Source organism: Telluria sp. ZB4P36, assembly GCF_059685865.1.
Genome location: NZ_JCASIE010000022.1, coordinates 65,009 through 80,276, shown reverse-complemented (window position 1 = coordinate 80,276; position 15,268 = coordinate 65,009). Strand labels below are relative to the sequence as shown.

Annotated in this window: 10 protein-coding genes and 2 tRNA genes; 8 read left to right on the top strand and 4 right to left on the bottom strand. The window is 66.9% G+C overall.

The features are described 5' to 3' along the window. Positions 1-185 precede the first annotated feature (185 nt). The 3 genes from AC56LK_RS21875 to AC56LK_RS21865 all read left to right on the top strand — a co-directional run bounded on the left by AC56LK_RS21875 (position 186) and on the right by AC56LK_RS21865 (position 1,685). A tRNA-Arg gene (locus tag AC56LK_RS21875) sits at positions 186-262 on the top strand. A 303-nt stretch (positions 263-565) separates the two neighbouring features. Beyond that, a tRNA-Arg gene (locus AC56LK_RS21870) sits at positions 566-642 on the top strand. Positions 643-1,139: 497 nt separating this feature from the next. After that, entirely contained in the window at positions 1,140-1,685 is a 546-nt protein-coding gene (locus tag AC56LK_RS21865; RefSeq protein ID WP_497186581.1) for an FxDxF family PEP-CTERM protein, read from the top strand. Positions 1,686-1,781: 96 nt separating this feature from the next. On the opposite strand, the gene AC56LK_RS21860 is transcribed toward AC56LK_RS21865, so the two are convergent. From AC56LK_RS21860 to AC56LK_RS21850, 3 genes are read right to left on the bottom strand one after another with little or no spacing between them, the layout of a single operon-like run. Further along, complete coding sequence (locus AC56LK_RS21860; protein WP_497186580.1) at positions 1,782-3,674, bottom strand: sensor histidine kinase, YfiR-like protein-associated; 1,893 nt, start codon at positions 3,672-3,674, stop codon at positions 1,782-1,784. Beyond that, positions 3,674-4,285 carry a TOL_0243 family YfiR-like periplasmic protein gene (locus AC56LK_RS21855; RefSeq protein WP_497186579.1) on the bottom strand — a complete coding sequence of 204 codons (612 nt, stop codon included), beginning with the start codon at positions 4,283-4,285 and terminating at the stop codon, positions 3,674-3,676. Before AC56LK_RS21855 ends, AC56LK_RS21860 begins: the two co-directional genes overlap by 1 nt. Positions 4,286-4,291: 6 nt before the next feature. Beyond that, on the bottom strand, positions 4,292-6,226 hold the full coding sequence (locus AC56LK_RS21850; protein WP_497186578.1) for a TOL_0244 family TonB-dependent receptor: 1,935 nt from the start codon (positions 6,224-6,226) through the stop codon (positions 4,292-4,294). A gap of 327 nt (positions 6,227-6,553) precedes the next feature. Here AC56LK_RS21850 and AC56LK_RS21845 point away from each other — a divergent pair, with 327 nt between their 5' ends. The 4 genes from AC56LK_RS21845 (at position 6,554) to AC56LK_RS21830 (ending at position 12,805) form a co-directional block, all read left to right on the top strand. Beyond that, on the top strand, positions 6,554-7,414 hold the full coding sequence (locus AC56LK_RS21845) for a response regulator (RefSeq protein WP_497186577.1): 861 nt from the start codon (positions 6,554-6,556) through the stop codon (positions 7,412-7,414). A 108-nt stretch (positions 7,415-7,522) separates the two neighbouring features. Beyond that, positions 7,523-8,596, top strand: a complete 1,074-nt coding sequence (locus AC56LK_RS21840; protein ID WP_497186576.1) for a uroporphyrinogen decarboxylase/cobalamine-independent methonine synthase family protein — start codon at positions 7,523-7,525, stop codon at positions 8,594-8,596. After that, on the top strand, positions 8,593-11,670 hold the full coding sequence (locus AC56LK_RS21835; RefSeq protein WP_497186575.1) for a hybrid sensor histidine kinase/response regulator: 3,078 nt from the start codon (positions 8,593-8,595) through the stop codon (positions 11,668-11,670). Before AC56LK_RS21840 ends, AC56LK_RS21835 begins: the two co-directional genes overlap by 4 nt. Positions 11,671-11,800: 130 nt before the next feature. Next, positions 11,801-12,805: a response regulator gene (locus tag AC56LK_RS21830; RefSeq protein ID WP_497186574.1), complete on the top strand. Its 1,005-nt coding sequence runs from the start codon at positions 11,801-11,803 to the stop codon at positions 12,803-12,805. 105 nt (positions 12,806-12,910) lie between these two features. Here AC56LK_RS21830 and AC56LK_RS21825 read toward each other — a convergent pair whose 3' ends face one another. Beyond that, positions 12,911-13,360, bottom strand: a complete 450-nt coding sequence (locus AC56LK_RS21825) for a hypothetical protein (protein ID WP_497186573.1) — start codon at positions 13,358-13,360, stop codon at positions 12,911-12,913. A gap of 257 nt (positions 13,361-13,617) precedes the next feature. Here AC56LK_RS21825 and AC56LK_RS21820 point away from each other — a divergent pair, with 257 nt between their 5' ends. After that, a complete protein-coding gene (locus AC56LK_RS21820; protein ID WP_497186572.1) occupies positions 13,618-15,243 on the top strand; it encodes an ATP-binding response regulator in 1,626 nt (541 codons plus the stop codon). Positions 15,244-15,268 lie beyond the last annotated feature (25 nt).

The following is a 15,268-nucleotide window of genomic DNA, read 5'->3' as shown; positions in this document are numbered from 1 at the left end:
AAACCATTTAGTGAAGCTGGGCGCTTTCATGGCCGGTTCCTGTCGATGCGGACAGGTCTTGGACCATGCGAGAGCTCAGCAGTTCAATCCTCATCCATAGCTAACGATGACAGCGCCTCGTTATTTGCACAGATGCCAATGAGGCTTTGCCAATGCGCGAACCCCTGCTATAATGCGTGCATCGGGCGGCTGTAGCTCAGCTGGATAGAGTACTTGGCTACGAACCAAGGGGTCGTGGGTTCGATTCCTGCCAGCCGCACCAAGAATATGAGGGACCAGATGGAAACATCTGGTCCCTTTTTTCGTTGCGCGGCCGATCCCGCCCTCCAGGACTGGCGGGCCGGCGCTTCGGGCGTGTCCATCAGGCTGCTTAAGGTCCTTCTAAGATGGCTCTGGGAAGATGTATCCAACGGCAGCACATTCCAGTCCTTCCGTCCCATGGGTACCCCGTCGACAAGGGCCCCCTCCTCGCAACGGGACGCAGCGGACCGGAACCGGATGGTCCTGGGTCAACGAATCGGGGGGTTTGCCAAACCATCCAGTGCTGCTATAATGCGTGCCTCGGGCGGCTGTAGCTCAGCTGGATAGAGTACTTGGCTACGAACCAAGGGGTCGTGGGTTCGATTCCTGCCAGCCGCACCAACTTTTTTTAAATGGCTCAGAAGCGATTCTGGGCCATTTTTCTTTTCCCACCTCTCTCCATTTTTCCCGGATCCGGTAGGCGCATTCTCCGCGCCGCGCCGCCGGCACGCCCTGCGCACGCAGCTTCGATTGCTGGGGTAACTCAGCAACAGCACGCAAAACACACTAACTTCTACGCTTCGTTCATTAAACGGGGCTGAAACCGCGGGGACCCGACGCCAGAAAGGCCCTCCTCTTTTTGTAGGACTGTACTGACATATTTTCAGCAACTCAATAATTTTTTTCTACTCATCAACCCCTATTGGACGAGTTCTCCTATGGAGAGGCTCGCATAAGTAGATCTCAACGGAAATTTGTTGATTCTGGGAACAGATACCACACGTTGCGCGTTCAATCACACTTCCGCGTGCTTTTTTTTATCCTTTTGATAGCATGAAGTTCCCCGATACTTGAAACCCAGGCTGCAGGACGCGGCTGATTCTAAAGCGAGGAAAGAAATGAAAAAATCTCTGATTGCTGCAATTGTGTTTGCTTCCGCTTCGTTTGGTTCTTCGGCCGTCATGGCCCAGGACGTCGTCGGCAATTCCCCACAGGCGCTCGAACTGATCGACAACAGTGCCTTCTTCGGCGACACCTTCGAAGCTGACAACGAAGGGAACACCTTCGCTGACCGTTTCACCTTCACTGTAGACGGTGATATCGGCATGAACCTCGATGCGATCATCTCGTCGATCAGCCGCAGCGCCGACGAGGGCCTGGACATCACCGGCCTGGCCCTGTATGGCGAAGACGACACCCTGATCACCAACGGCAGCATGCTGCAAAGTGGCGCCATTGATGTCTGGAGCATCAGCGCCAACAACCTGGCCGCCGGCGACTATTACCTGCGTGTCAGCGGTAACCTGGTGTCGGATACCGGCGCCTCGTTCGGCGGCGCCGTGATGCTGGCTCCGGTTCCGGAACCTGAAACCTACGGCATGATGCTGGGCGGCCTCGGCGTCCTGGGCTTCCTGGCACGCCGCCGCAAGTCCAAACAGGCCTGATAGCAGCCCGGCGTAGCACACGACGGAAGCGCGCAAGCGCTTCCGTTTTTTTTCGCCCATCGAATCCGTGCGGGGGCGCCACCCCGCTTGCCCGGCTCAGGTACGCAGCTTCTTGATGAGGCTGCGGTTGCCCAGGATTTCCTCGATCTGCTCGAAGCGCACCGGTTTGACCATGTGGTGGTCGAAGCCGGCTTCGAAGGCGAGCTGGCGGTCTTTCTCCTGGCCCCAGCCGGTGACGGCGATCAAGACCGTGATCGATCCGCAGGCCAGCTTGCGGATCCCGCGCGCCAGGTCATAGCCCGACATGTGCGGCAGGCCGATGTCGAGGAAGGCGTAGTCCGGGCAGAAGCGTGCCGCCGCCGCCAGTGCGTCAGGGCCGTTGTGGGTGATCACCACGCTGTGGCCCATGGCCGTGAGCAGCGCGCCGATGCTGTTGACGAAGTCGACGTTGTCGTCCGCCAGCAGGATGCGGTAGCTCTCGGTGCTGATGAACGCGGCCGGCGTCGGCTTGGCGATCGGCTCCGGATCGACCACGATCGGCAGCCGCACCACGAAGCGGCTGCCGAGGCCCAGGCCTTCCGACTTCGCCTTGATGGTCCCGCCGTGCAGCTCCACCAGCTTGCGCGCCAGCGACAGGCCGACCCCCAGGCCGGCATTGCTGCGCTCGAGGGTCGAATCGACCTGCACGAACATCTCGAATACCGAGTCCAGCATGTCGGGCGCCAGACCGATCCCGGTGTCGGCCACTTCCACCACCAGGGTGCGGTCCTCGACGCCGGCGCTCAGGGTGACGCGCCCGCCGCGGTTGGTGTACTTGGCCGCGTTGTTCAGGAGGTTGGACAGCACCTGGGCCAGGCGCGTCGCGTCGCCGTGCAGGAACACCGGGCGGTCCGGCAGGTCGATCACGAGCTCGTGGCCATGCAGCTCTATATAAGAGCGCACCACCTCGAGGGCATCGTTGACCACGGCCTTCAGCTCGACCCGGCCCATCTTGATGGTGAACTTGCCGGTGTTGATGCGCGACACGTCCAGCAGGTCGTCGACCAGGCGCACCATCTGGCGCAGCTGGCGTTCCATGATGTCGGTGGCGCGCTGGGTCGCCTGGGCGTCGCCGCTGCGGATGCGCAGGATGTCCAGGCCGGTACGGATCGGCGCCAGCGGGTTGCGCAATTCGTGCGCCAGGGTCGCGAGAAATTCGTCTTTCCTGCGGTCGGCCACGATCAGCGCCTGTTCGGCCCGTTCGCGCACCGTCATCTCGTGTTCGAGCGTCCGGTTGGCCGCCTGCAGGGCATCGGAACGGCGCCCGATCTCGGCCAGCATGTCGTTGAAGGCCTCGACCAGCACCCCGATCTCGCCCTTTTCCTTGCCCGGCACGCGCAGGGTGAAGTCGCGCCGCAGCATCACCTGGCGCGCCACGTCGGTCATCGCTTCCAGCGGGCGCGTGATCGAGGCCTGCAGGCGCGAGGCCACCAGCGCGGCGATCACGAGCGCGCCCAGCATCACGCCGCCGAGGATGGCGCCGTAGCCGAGCACGCGGTCCAGCAGGCCGAAGCGCGAACGCAGGTAGACGGTGCCGAGCGGCTCGCCGTTCTCGACGATCGGGCGGAACACCACCAGTTCGCCCTGCTCGATGCGGTAGCCGGCTGCTTCCGGGCGCGCCGGGAACTGCGTCTCCGCCGCCGTCTTGGCATAGGTGGCGAAGCGTTGCCCGCTATTGGTATAAATGGCGCCGGCCAGGATCTGCGGACGCACCCGCAGCACGCCGAGGCTGCGCGCGGCGGCGGTGGTATCGTTGAACGAGACCGCCGGTGCGGCGACGTCGGCGACGATGTCGGCCTGGGTGGTGAGATCGTCCACCCAGACCTTCTGGAAGGTACGCACGTCGACCACGATCATGGCCACGGCGGCAGTCAGCAGGGCGACGATCGTGGTCGCCACCGCCATCAGGATCATTTTGCTGCGGACCGAACCGGTATCGTGCATGCCCATCACGACCCTCCCTTCTGCACCCGGTTCGCCACGGTCAGCAGGCGCGAACTGAGCTTCACGTTCTTCTTTTCGGCGGCGTCCAGCGAGACGTCGAAGCGCACGCGCTCGTCGACGATGCGGAAATTGATGACGCTGCCATACCGCAGGCCGCCGTCGCATTCGGTGACGGTGAGATAGGCGCCGGGCGCGGCGCGCAGCACGCGGCCGGCCCGTTCGCTGTCGGCGCCGGCCACGAACAGCAGATGCACCTGCGGCAGCGCCTCCTGCTCGCGTACCGCACGCACCGCGATCGGATGCCCCGCGATCACGCGGCCGGCAACGATGCGCGCCAGCTCGGCGGCCATGTCTTCCGAGCCGACCACGGCGATCGTCAACGGACCGGCCGCATCGGCAAAGGACTGGGCCGGGAATTCGGCATAGCCGAGGAATTTGTACAGGAAAGCTGCCTTGACCCTGCGTTCGAGCGCCTGGTTGCCGCCCCCGTCGGCGAACGCGGGAGGCGCCGCCCCCGCCGCGGCCAGGAGCAGCGGCACCGGGATTGCCGCCGCCAGCGCCCGGCAAGCCAGGCGGCGCCGCATTCGGTCAGGGAGGTGTGTCTTCAATTTTGTCATGGGCCTTCAGAAACGCAGCGAAGCGCTGGCGAACACGCTGCGTTCGGCCAGTTGGCGCAAGCCCGCCCTCCCGAATTCGGGATGACGGGCGTGCAACAGGTTACGGCCCGTGAGAGCCAGTTCGACGCCGGGACGATACTGCCATGCGATCCGTGCGTCGAGTTCATGATAGCCCGGCACGGCCGGCTGCGGCAGCCGCGCGACGCGCCGCAGCTGCAGCTCGGCCGCCAGGCCGCGCTTGAGCTCGTGCGAGGAACGCAGCATCCAGTAGCTGCGCGGGTCGTTCGTTGCCAGACCCAGCAGTGACGAGGAATCGACACGGTTCGGGGCGACGCCGGTGTCGACATCCTGCAACACGGCGCCGGCCGAAACCCGCCAGCCGCGCATGAGCTGCCAGCTGCCCCAGGCTTCCAGGCCGCGCGCCCGGCCATGGCCGAGGTTGCGGACCAGCGCCCCGCCGGGCTGGGGCTCGAGGGTGCGCAGGCGCTCATAATTACTGTAGAACAGGGTCGCCGCGTACGACAGCGCCGCGGTGGGCTGGGCGCGGTAGCCCAGCTCCAGCACCCTGGCGGTTTCGGATTGCATGTCGGGACCGCCCGCCACCAGGTAGCGCTGGCCGCCGGAGCGCGGGTCGACCAGGCGCATGTCGCGGTCGATCCGTGCCGGCGCCCGCACCGTGCGCGAAGCTGCCGCCCACAGCATGGCGTCCGGCGCATGGTCCCAGGCCAGGCGCAGGCTCGGCAGTACTTCCGTGCCGGTATAGTCATTGTGCTCCAGGCGCAGGCCGGCGGTCGCGCGCAGCGCCGGCGTCACGGCGAATTCGTCCTGGACGAACAGATTGCCCCAGCGCAGACGGCGGCGGGTCGGCGCAAACTGCAGGATCGGGCCATTCTCGAAGCGGTCGCGCGTATGGCGGTAACCGCCGCCCCAGGTCAAGGCGTGGCGCGCGCCCGGCCGCATGGCGACCTGGGCTTCGACATCGGCCGTGTCGAGCGAATGCTTGCCCACGCCGGGCTGCCGGCGCCGTCCCTGGTCGATCCAGGCCTGCAAGCGGAGTTCGGCGTCGCCGTCCAGCCTGGTGTCGAAACGGGCCAGCAGGTTGGCGCCGGAAAAATCGGTGCGCGGTTCGCGCGACGCCCGCAGGGTGCCGGCGTGCATGTCGCCGCTGACCCGCAGGGATTGGTCGGCGCCGTCCCAGTCGAGACGGAAGCCGGCCTGGCGCCGGCCGACGCCGCCACCTTCGGCCTCCGGGCTGTCCCCCGGCGCCGCGGCGGACGCGTCGCGCTTGCCGTACACGCGCACATAACTGCCGTTGGCGAGACGCTTGCCGTGGCGCACGGCGGCGCCCGCATAGCGATCTCCCGCATGCACCACCGCCAGGCCGCCCTGGGTGTCGGCGGCGCTCTTCGTGATGATGTTGATGACGCCATTGACGGCGTTGGTGCCCCAGATCGTGCCGCCCGGGCCGCTGATCACCTCGATCCGTTCGACGTCGGCCAGCACCACGTCCTGGGCTTCCCAGAATACGCCGGAGAACAGCGTCGAATACACACTGCGGCCGTCGATCAGCACCAGCAGCTTGTTCGCCAGCGACGAGGAAAAGCCGCGCGCGCCGATCGCATATTCCTGGGCGCCGGTCAAGGCCACCTGCAGGTTGGGCGCCAGGCGCAGGGCTTCGGGAATGGTGGCCGCACCGGAACGCGCGATGTCGGCGCTGCCGATGACGAACAGCGAAGCCGGCGCATTGCTGAGCCGGCCTTGCTGGCGCGATACCGAGGTGACGACGATATCGGCAAGCTGTTCGAGCGAATAGTCTTCCAGCGCGGGCTCGCTTTGCGCTGCCGGCCCGGCCGGCATGGTCTGGCCGGCCGCCTGCCCGCCACGCGTGTGCAGCAGGAACAATGCCGCACAGATGCAGGCGAGCTGGGAAGGTCTTGACATAGTTGCCATCGTAGAACATTTTCTGTCACGCACCAAGGGCGCACGATACAGGCGGTGGCGCCGTCGCGCGAAAGCCACGGCTTGGTTGACAAACGCCACTTATTAATAAAATTGATGGCAGTCATTCGAAATATAAATTGGACGAATTTGCGGCAATGCAGCATCATCCTCCCTGTCTCCTCTATTCTCCTCCAAGGAAATAGATTCAGCCCGCTTCCCTGAAGCGGGCTTTTTTTTTGCCTGGGCGGACGCACGAATGAAGACGGCGGTTCGGCAGCATTTGGTGTAGGATGGCCGCCATGTTTTCGTTCATACAACACTTCGCCTATGCCTGATCACGATCCGCGCAGTGCCCACCACCCGCGCACGGCGGTCTCCTACGACTGGTCCGGTAGTAGCCTGGGTGAGCCGGCCGGCTGGCCGGCCCCCTTGCGCGTCGCGGCCGACCTGCTGCTCAATTCACCCCTGCCGGGTTTGATCGTGTGGGGACGCGAAACGATTCTGGTCTTCAACGAAGCCTATGCCGCGCTGGCCGGCCTCGGTTGCGGCCGTGTGCCGGGCGGCTCGGTGCCCTCGGTGCTGCCGCCGCCGCTTTCCAGCGCCGGCAGTGCGCTGCAACAGGCCTGGGCCGGCCAGCCGGGCCTGGTGACCGGCGCCGCGCTCGGTTTCCGCCATGCGGACGGCCTGCGCGAGCACCGCTGCGACCTGCACCTCACCCCGCTGCCAGACGGCGGCGGCGGTGTCGGTGTCGGCGGCGTGCATCTGCTGCTGGCCCCGCCCGCGCCCAAGCCGGTCGAGGCCGATCCGGAACCGGACGATGCTTCCCTGCGCATCCTGGTGGTCGAAGACAACCTCGATTCCCAGTACCTGGTGTGCGAGATGCTCAAGGCCTTCGGCCACGAAGCCGACGGTGTCGCGCATCCGGACGACGCCCTCAAGCTGCTGGGAGAACGACGCTACCAGGTGCTGTTCTCCGACGTCAGCCTGCCCGGCATGTCCGGCGTGGACCTGGCGCGCCGCGCGCTCACGGACAATCCGGCGCTGAAAGTGATCTTCGCGTCAGGCTATGGCGACTCGCTGCTGCGGCACCTCGAGTTCCCCTACCTGTCGCTGCAGAAGCCCTACGAGCTGGACCAGCTCCAGGATGCATTGGCGAAAGTGGCGCGCCCGCCGGCGCAGGCCAGGTGAGCCCGGTGCCCCGTGCCGGCGGGCTTCGGCTGGGCTACAATGGACGACATTGGCCTTGCTGGACCGTGCGCAGCCGCGCGCCAGCGGCCCGCCACCATGCCAGCGACGATGATTCCGACTGAACCGATCGGCAGCATTCCCCGTCCGCCCGCGCTGGTCGCCGCGATCCGCGGCGGCGCCGGGATGCGCGAGCTCGCGCCCCTGCTCGACGAGGCGGTGCGCGACACCGTGGGCGCGTTCGAGGCCACCGGTTCCGGCGTCATCAGCGACGGCGAACAGGGCAAGCTCGAGAACTTCTGGAGCTATCCGGTCCACGGCGCGGCCAACACCGCGCCGGACGGCTTCCGGATTCCCCTGCGCAGCGGCGCGGGCGGCGCCAGCCACCGCATGCCGCGCCTGACCCACGGTCCCTTCCGCTACCAGCGCTACGCCGACCAGTACCTGAGTGCGGCGCTGCTGCACGCGACCCAGCCGGTCAAGCAGGCCATCATCTCGCCTTCGGCGCTATCGCTGCTCTATCCGCCCGACGGCCTGCCCGGCTACCCGCGCGAACAGTTCCTGGACGACCTCGTGCGCGAACACGAGACCGAGATCCGGCGCTGCCTCGAGGCCGGCGCACACAAGGTGCAGGTCGATTTCGCCGAAGGCCCGCTGGCGATGCGGCTCGACCCGAGCGGCGCCCTGCTGGCCAGCTTCGTCCACCTGAACAACATGGCGCTGGAACGCTTTTCCGGCGCCGAGCGCGCCCTGATCGGGCTGCACGTGTCGGCATCCGGGGTCCGGCCTCCCGGGATCAACGCGGCGTGCGCGATCGACTACGCCGAACTGCTGCCGGCGCTGTTCGAAATCCGTGCGGGCAGCTTCTATATCGCGATGGCGGGGCAGCCCGAACCCGAACGCGTGCTGCGCATCGCGCGCGACTACGCGCGCCCGGACCAGCGCATCTTCGTCGGCGTGACCGATCCCGCCGATCCGCGCATCGAGAGCGCGGAACAGGTGCGCGACCGGGTGCTGCTGGCGGCAGGCTACCTCGACCCGCGCCGCCTGGGCACGACCGACGATGCCGGCTTCGCCCCCTTCTTCGACGACGACAGCGTCAGCCGTGCCACCGCCTTTGCCAAGGTGCGCGCGCGGGTCGAAGGCACGCGGCTGGCTGCCGCCGTCCTGGAGCGGGTCGCATGAGCGACGAACACGAACTCGAGATGATGCGCTCGGCCGCGCTGCGCAACGCCCAGAGCGTGCTGGCCGCGCGCCAGCGCGCCGAGGAAGAGCTGCTGGCCGCCCAGCAAGCGCTGCGCCGGGCCAGCGAACGCATGGAGAACATGCTCGAGAGCCTGTCCGACGGCTTCTGCGCGGTCGACCGCGACTGGCGCATCACCTACATCAACGGGCGCGCGCTCGACATGATCGCCCCGCTCGAGAAAAGCCGCGCCGGCCTGGTCGGCAAGAACCTGTGGGACGAGTTCGAGGACCTGCACGGCACCTCGGTCGCCCAGGACTGCCGGCGCGCCATGGAACAGCGCCAGACCGTGGTGCGCGACTTCTATTATGTGCGCCTGCAGTGCTGGCTGGAGATGCGCCTGCACCCCTCGCCGGACGGCCTGACCCTCTACTTCCAGGACATCACCCAGCGCAAGCTGGACCAGCAGGCCCTGGTCGAGAACAACAACCGCCTGCAGGTGGCGCTGGCGGCCGGCCGCCTGGGGGACTGGCGCTGGGACGCCGCCCTCGACCGCGTCATCCTGGGCCCGCGCGCGGCCGGCATCCTGGGCCTGCCGGCCGAGACGCCCCTGCCCTGGCCGCAGCTGCGCGCCCGCCTGCACCGGGAACACCGGATCCAGGTGCGGCGCGCCGTGCTCAAGGCCTTCAAGGCGCGCGCCGACCTGAACATCGAATGCCGGGTCAACCCGCACGACGGCAGCGATGCCGCGCCGCGCTGGGTGGCGCTGGTCGGGCGCCCCGACTACGCCGACGTCAAAGGCCAGGAAACCCTGGTCGGGATGACCGGCGTGGTGCAGGACATCACCGGCCGCAAGGGCGCCGAGGACAGCCTGCGCCAGAGCGAAGAACTGCTGCGCGCGCTGGCCAACACCATTCCGCAGCTGGCCTGGATGGCCGGCACCGACGGCGCCATCGTCTGGTTCAACGACCGCTGGTATGCCTACACCGGACGCACGCCGCAGCAGAGCGTGGGCTGGGGCTGGCAAGACGTGATCGAGCCCGGCACCCTGCCGGCGGTCATGGCGCACTGGCACGAAACGATGCGCAGCGGCGAAGCCTTCGAGATGGAATTCCCGCTGCGCGGGGCCGACGGCAGCTACCGCTGGTACCTGACGCGCGTGAGCGCGGTGCGCGACGCCGAGGGGCGCGTGGTGCGCTGGTTCGGCACCAACACCGACGTCGACCAGGTCAAGCGCGCCGAGCAGGCGCTGCGCGACGAGTCGCACGTGCTCGAACTGCTCAACAATACCGGCAGCATCCTGGCCTCGACCCGCGACCTGCGCTCGCTGCTGCGCACCGCCACCGAGGCGGCCCTGGGCGTGAGCGGCGCCCGCTTCGGCGCCTTCATCCACTACAACCAGGAAGGCGACGGCACCCTGTTCTCGATGGTGACGCTGTCGGGCGCCACCTCGAGCGAGTTCCAGAGCTTCGCCGAGCCGCGCACCAATGCCTTGTTCGGCCCCGCCCTGCGGGCCCAGGGCCTGGTGCGGATCGACGACATCGGCGACGACCCCAGCCATGCCGGCAGCGCGCCCCAGTTCGGGCTCCCCAGCGGCCACCCGGCGGCCGGGGAGCCGTACCTTCGCAGCTATATGGCGGTGCCGGTAGCGGCGCGCTCGGGCGAGCTGCTCGGCACCATGTTCTTCGGCCACCCGGAACCCGCCGTGTTCACCGAGCGCAGCGAGCGCATCGTGCGCGGCATCGCCGCCCAGGCCGCGATCGCGGTCGACAACACCCGCCTGTACGAAGCCACCCGCCGCGCCGCAGAGGAGCGCGAGGTGCTGCTGGAGAACGAGCGCGAGGCGCGCGCCGAGGCCGAGCGCAGCAGCCAAATGAAGGACGAATTCCTGGCCACGCTCTCGCACGAACTGCGCACGCCGCTGTCGGCCATCCTCGGCTGGTCGCAGGTGCTGCGCCGCGGCAGCCGCGACGGCGCCGACCTGCAGCGCGGCCTGCAGACCATCGAGCGCAACGCACGTGCGCAGGCCCAGCTGATCGAGGACCTGCTCGACATGAGCCGCATCACCTCGGGCAAGGTATTGCTCGACATGCAGGCCATCGCCCCCGCCTCCTTCATCGACGCCGCCATCGAAACCGTGCGTCCGGCCGCCGACGCCAAGCACATCGCCATCGAGAAACGCTACGCCGCGCCGGGCGCGCTCGTGGCCGGCGACACCGGCAGGCTGCAACAGGTCATCTGGAACCTGCTGTCGAATGCGATCAAGTTCACGCCGCGCGACGGCCTGGTGACGGTCGAGGTGGACGAGCGCGGCAACGACAGTTCGCCGGGCGGCCGGGTGGTGGCGATCACGGTGCGCGACAACGGCGCCGGCATCCGCCCCGAATTCATCACCCACGTGTTCGAGCGTTTCCGCCAGGAAGACGCCTCGATGACGCGCCGCCACGGCGGCCTCGGCCTGGGCTTGTCGATCGTCAAGCACCTGGTCGAGCAGCATGGCGGCACGGTGCGCGCCGAGAGCCCGGGCGAAGGCCTGGGCGCCAGCTTCACGATCGAGCTGCCGCGCGCCGAGGCGCCGCCGGCCGCCAGCCGCGCCGGACGCGCCACACCGGCGCCGGCGCCGGCGCCGGAAGCGCCGGAGGCCGCGGTGCGCGACCTTGCCGGGCTGACGGTGCTGGTGGTGGACGACGCGCGCGACGGCCGCGAGCTGATCGCGCGCATCCTGACCGACTGCCACGCCCGGGTCCGGGTTGCGGCCAGCGCGCGCGAAGCCTTCGAGGCCCTGCGTGCCGAGCGGCCGGACGTCCTGGTGAGCGACCTGGGCATGCCCGAAGTCGACGGCTTCGAGCTGATCGGCTGGGTGCGGGCCCTGCCGCGCGCCGAAGGCGGCCAGCTGCCGGCAATCGCCCTGACCGCCTTCGCCCGGCCGGAAGACCGGCTGAAGGCGCTGGAAGCGGGGTTTTCGACCCATATTTCGAAGCCGGTGGAACCGGGCGAGCTGATCGCCGCAGTGGCTTCGGTGGCCGCGCCCCCTGCACAAATGGTGAATGGCGTCCCCCGCGGCTATGGTCAATAATGATCCTACCCGGACACGCGGCGCTGTCCTACAAGAAATTTTATGAGCTTTGCTAGACTATGAAGAGATGGGAGATGTCCATTCCAAAAGGAAATGGAACACGTTTCCGACAGCATAGAAGAGACCGAGCATGCCGAGCAGACAAGACATTTTGAACGCGAAGATCCTGGTGGTGGACGATTCGCCCGACAATATCGAGCTGATGGAAGAGATATTGCGCGAGGAAGGCTACACCTGTGTCAGTTCGACGATGCTGCCGGAACAGGTGTGCCCGCTGCATCGCGAGCACAACTACGACCTGATCCTGCTCGACCTGCAGATGCCCGGCCTGAACGGCTTCCAGGTCATGAAGGGCCTGAAGGAAATCGAACAGGGCGGCTACCTGCCGGTGCTGGCCCTGACCGCCCAGCCGAGCTTCAAGATTGCCGCGCTCGAAGCCGGGGCCCGCGACTTCATCAGCAAGCCCTTCGACCTGCTCGAGGTGCACAAGCGCATCCACAACATGCTCGAAGTGCGCCTGCTCTACAAGGAGCTGGCCCAGTATTCGCGTGCCCAGCAGGAACTGGCGCTGCACGACGCCCTCACCGGCCTGCCCAACCGGCGCCTGCTGGAAGACCGCATCGAGACCGCCCTCCAGCACGCCAACCGCAGCCACACCAAGGCCGCGATCATGTACCTCGACCTGGATGGCTTCAAGGCGATCAACGACACCTACGGCCACGCCTATGGCGACGACATCCTGAAAATGGTGTCGCAGCGCCTGCTGGCCAGCTCGCGCAAGGAAGACACGGTGGCGCGCCTCGGCGGCGACGAATTCATGGTGGTGCTGGGCGACATCCACTGCCTGGCCGACGCCCAGGGCCCGGCCGCCAAGCTGGTGGAGGCGGTGTCCGAGCCCTACTTCATCAACGACCTCACCCTGCGCCTGTCGACCTCGATCGGCATCAGCATCTATCCAGACGACGCCGAATCGGTGGACGCCCTGATCAGCATCGCCGACTACGCCCTGTACGAAGCCAAGCGCGCCGGCAAGAACCGCTTCTGCTCGCCGGCAGCGAACCGCCAGACGGCGGCCAAGGCGCCGGCGCCGGCCCCGGTGGCTGCACCGGCGGTGGAGACCGCGGCGCATCGTTGAGGGGCCGCCTCCGGGCACACAAGTTCGCCGCGCACCGCCAAAGCAAACGGGCCACAAGCAGCTCCCGCCGCCCATGGCCCGTCCAGGCATGAAAACCGCTAACGCTCAGCGATTCCCGCCCTCATCCTTCTGCAAATACCGGGTATTGATCTCCGCCGTCCGCAAAGCGTCTTCATTGTGCGCCTCGATCGACTGCGCCGCCTGGTGGTCGCGGCTCGCGTCCACCCGGTCCGGCGCCACTTCGATGCGGGTGATGCTGGACTGGACCGACACCGGGTCGCTGGCCGGGAAGGTCATCTCGACGGCGTCGTCGAGCAGGCCTTCTTCTGCCTGGTCCTTGCTGGAAGCGGCGTCGCAGCCGGCCAGGGCCTTGATGGCCATTGCATAATTAACAATCTGCAGGTTGGCCAGGTCGCCCACGGTATGCACGCCGGCGGCGGCAAAGGCACTGGCCTGTTGTTCGTTGACGCCACATAGGCAAGTCAGTGGCGAATTGACGAGCTCACTGAGCGATTTGCCGCGATAATCCTGATTCACGATAGAGTCGATATTCATTGTGTGTCCTTTCATGTAGGCAGCCCCGTCCGCCAGAAAGTCGGTTGAACTGGACGGTTTTACTATCGCACAAGCGCTTCGCTGCGTATGTGCGGCAGCGTACATCGTCACAATGCGCACGATTGAAGTTTTGCCTATTTGCACTTAATTTGCCCGTGATATCATCCTTTGTTATTACGGCGATTTCCTAAACGTAACAAAATTGGGTATGATCTTCCGGAAGGCTCTGCCTTTTGGCGAAAGCATGAAGAACCATCGTGGCACATACTGACAAACCGAAGATCCTGGTCGTAAACGACGATGCCGCCAGCCTGCTAGCGCTGACGAGCCTGCTCGACCAATGGGCGGATGAAAGCAACTACACCGTGCATTCGGCACGATCCGGCCAGGAAGCGCTGCGCCAGGTGCTGCTCCACGATTTCGCCGTGATCCTGCTCGACGTGAACATGCCGGGCATGGACGGATTCGAGACCGCCGAGGCGATCCACCAGCGTGCGCGCTCGGCCGACATCCCGATCATCTTCGTCACCGCTTTCCTGGCCGACGAGATCGACCGTCTCAAGGCTTACCAGCGCGGCGCTGCCGATTTCCTGTTTACCCCGGTGATCCCGCAGATCCTGCACGCCAAGGTCTCGGTGTTCGTGGCGCTGGCCATGAAGAACGAGCAGCTCAAGCGCCAGGCCGAGAAGCTGTCGCAGCGCACCACCGAGCTGACCGCGACCAACCGGCGCCTGGTGCGCGAGATGGAAGAGCGCCGCGATGCCGAGCGCAAGAGCCACGCCAAGGACGAATTCCTCGCCATGCTCGGGCACGAGCTGCGCAACCCGCTGTCGGCGATCAGCAGCGCCTCCTCGCTGATCGGCATGGCGGGCGCCAACACCGAAACCGTCACCCGCGCCAAGCAGATCATCCAGCGCCAGAGCCAGCACCTGTCGCGCATCGTCGACGACCTGCTCGACCTGTCGCGCGCGATGTCCGGCAAAATCCTGCTGGCCCGCAAGCCGACCGACCTGTCCAACCTGGTGTCCGGCTGCCTGGAAACCCTGCGCGCCACCGGCCGCACCGCCGGCTACCGCTTCAGCGTCGACCTGGCCCCGGGCTGGGTCGACGGCGACCCGACCCGCCTCGAACAGATCACCACCAACCTGCTCGACAACGCGCTCAAGTATACGCCCGCGGGCGGCAGCATCGACATCAACGTGGCCCAGTCCGGCGAGGACGTGGTGCTGACCGTGCGTGACAGCGGCGTCGGCATCCCCGAAGAACTGCTGCCTCACGTGTTCGACGTGTTCGTGCAGGGCGCGATCTCGATCGACCGCTCCCAGGGCGGACTCGGCATCGGCCTGTCGCTGGTGCGCCGCCTGGTGGAACTGCACGGCGGCAGCGTCAACGCCGCCAGCTCCGGCACCGGCCACGGCAGCACCTTCATGATCCGCCTGCCGCGCACCGAACCCGTGGTCGTGAACACGGCGCCGCAGAATGCCCTGGGCGACGGCCTCGGCAAGCCCGCGGTGCTGCTGATCGAAGACAATGAAGACGGCCGCGAGATGATGGCGACCATGCTGGCCGCCCACGGCTTCCCGGTCGCCACGGCGGCGGACGGCCTGCAGGGCGTGGCGGCCGCGCTGGCCGGCAAGCCGGCGGCGGCGCTGGTGGACATCGGCCTGCCGGGCATCGACGGCTACGAAGTGGCGCGCCGCCTGCGGCGCGACCCGGCCACCCGCCACATCCGGCTGATCGCCCTGACCGGCTATGGGCTGGCGGAAGACAACCGCCGCGTGATGGAAGCGGGCTTCGACCAGCACCTGGTGAAGCCGGTCAGCATGGACCAGCTGCTGGAAGCACTGGTGCCGGCCGGCGTACAGGCGGCGGACGCGGCCTGAGACGGGCGCCGGCCTGTCCGGCGGC